The 1796-nt window shown below is 68.3% G+C and carries 3 protein-coding genes; all 3 read left to right on the top strand.

The features are described 5' to 3' along the window. Window positions 1-397 precede the first annotated feature (397 nt). From ABTY04_RS40830 to ABTY04_RS40840, 3 genes are read left to right on the top strand one after another with little or no spacing between them, the layout of a single operon-like run. Complete coding sequence (locus tag ABTY04_RS40830) at window positions 398-601, top strand: hypothetical protein (protein WP_352218494.1); 204 nt, start codon at window positions 398-400, stop codon at window positions 599-601. Continuing rightward, the gene (locus ABTY04_RS40835) at window positions 598-948 is read left to right on the top strand and encodes a hypothetical protein (protein ID WP_352218493.1); all 351 of its coding nucleotides are present in this window, start codon (window positions 598-600) and stop codon (window positions 946-948) included. The genes ABTY04_RS40830 and ABTY04_RS40835 overlap by 4 nt, the downstream gene beginning before the upstream one ends. Then, the gene (locus tag ABTY04_RS40840) at window positions 900-1742 is read left to right on the top strand and encodes a transposase (RefSeq protein WP_352218492.1); all 843 of its coding nucleotides are present in this window, start codon (window positions 900-902) and stop codon (window positions 1740-1742) included. The genes ABTY04_RS40835 and ABTY04_RS40840 overlap by 49 nt, the downstream gene beginning before the upstream one ends. Window positions 1743-1796: the final 54 nt, after the last annotated feature.

Below are 1796 nucleotides of genomic sequence, written 5' to 3' on the forward strand. Positions count from 1 at the left end.
GCTTCAGAGTCCTGCCACGACAGAACTAAGGTGGTGGTCTTTCACCTCCACTCGAATAGTCAGCGCTTTTCACGGCGCACCTCGTCGTCGACCCACACGAAGTCCCGCCCTGCCGCGTACGCCACGATCCCGCCCGTCTTTCAAGCTAGTTGCGTGCCCACGCCAGGACCTGAAAATCGAACTGCGATGGCTCGGGGTGCTGTCGGAAGTGCTGAACAACTGCTGCTCAATCTCGGTTCTGGCACAGATCTTGGGGAGCCGTCGCGGAGCGTGACATCGTTGTTCGATTGCGAGGGCCTGGCTCGTGCGAGACGGCGCATGCCTTGTCGACTGACGGCCGGAGGTGACGCCCCCTCAGGTGTATTCCGTTCGCTGCTGTGGTGGGCGGTGGGCGGTGATGGTGATGGTGCTGGTCATGCAGACCGACACACTGTTCTGCGACTTGCTGGTGTTCGAGGGGATCGACGAGGTGGAGGTCGAGGCGGTTACGGCCGCGTCCGGCACGGTCGAGGTGGTGGCGAGAGGTCGCGCGGTCGCGGCGGCTGTCCGGACTGCGGCCTCTTCTCGGATCGAGTCCACGATCGTTACCAGCGCAGGCTGAAGGACCTCCCGCTCGCTGATCAGAGCTTTGTAATCCGGCTGACGGTCAAGCGTTTCATCTGTGGGTCGGCGGGCTGCCCGCGCCGGACGTTTGCCGAGCCGTTCTCCCGGCTGACTGTCCCGCACTCGCGGTTCACCACGCGGCTCAACCGTGCCCTGGAACGGGTGGGGCTCGCCCTGGCGGGGCGGGCCGGCGCTCGGCTGGCGGCCCAGCTGGGCTTCGGTGCAGGGCGGATGACCTTGTTACGCAGGGTCATGGCACTGCCGATCCGCGATTCAGTACGCCGCGGATGCTGGGCGTGGACGACTTCGCGATCCGTCGCGGCCAGACCTACTCCACGGTCTTGACCAGTGTCGAAGACCATCGCGTGGTCGATGTGCTCCCGACCCGCGAGGCCGGGCCGCTGGCCGCGTGGCTGATCCGCCATCCCGGCGTGGAGATCATCTGCAGGGACCGGGCGGGCGCCTACGTCGAGGGCGCCCGGCGCGGCGCCCCCGATGCTCTGCAAGTCGCCGACCGGTTCCATCTGTGGCAGGGCCTCGGCCGGGCCGTGGAGACCTGCGTCGCCGCCCATCGGGCCTGCCTGCGCAACCCGATGCCCATCAGGGGGCTGCCGCAGGACACCCGACCGACTTCCGGTCGCTCGCAGGACGACGCGGAGCCCGTCGGCCGGCGGGCCGAGCGGAAGAAGGCCGCACATACCCTGGTCCACGAGATGCTCGCCCAGGGCCACTCACGCCGGGCGATTGCCCGGCACCTGGGCTGGGGCCTCAACACCGTGCTCCGGTACGCGAACGCCGCACGCTGGCAGGACACCATCCGCGAGAACCGGCCCCGGCCCAGCAAGCTGGACCCCTACAAGCCCTACCTGGAACGGCGATTCGCCGAGGGATGCACCAGCGTCACCCGACTCCACGGCGAGCTGGTCGCCGAGCAAGCTCCCGTCACCTACGGCATGGTCCGAGCCCGCATCGCCACCTTGCGCGGGGCTCCGTCCGCCGCACCGCCACGGCCGCCGACGGTACGGCAGGTGACCGGCTGGCTCACCCGCCACCCCACGGCCCTGACCGAGGACGACCGGGCCGGCCTGAAGGACACCTCGGAACCTGTCAAAGTGATCAAGGCAGGTGATCGTGTCTAACTTTGGGTCGGAAACACCGGGCCTGGCGGTCAGAGCCGGAGTTCCGCGAGCACT

Origin of the sequence: Streptomyces sp. NPDC097981, assembly GCF_040302565.1 — a bacterium.
GTDB lineage: Bacteria > Actinomycetota > Actinomycetes > Streptomycetales > Streptomycetaceae > Streptomyces.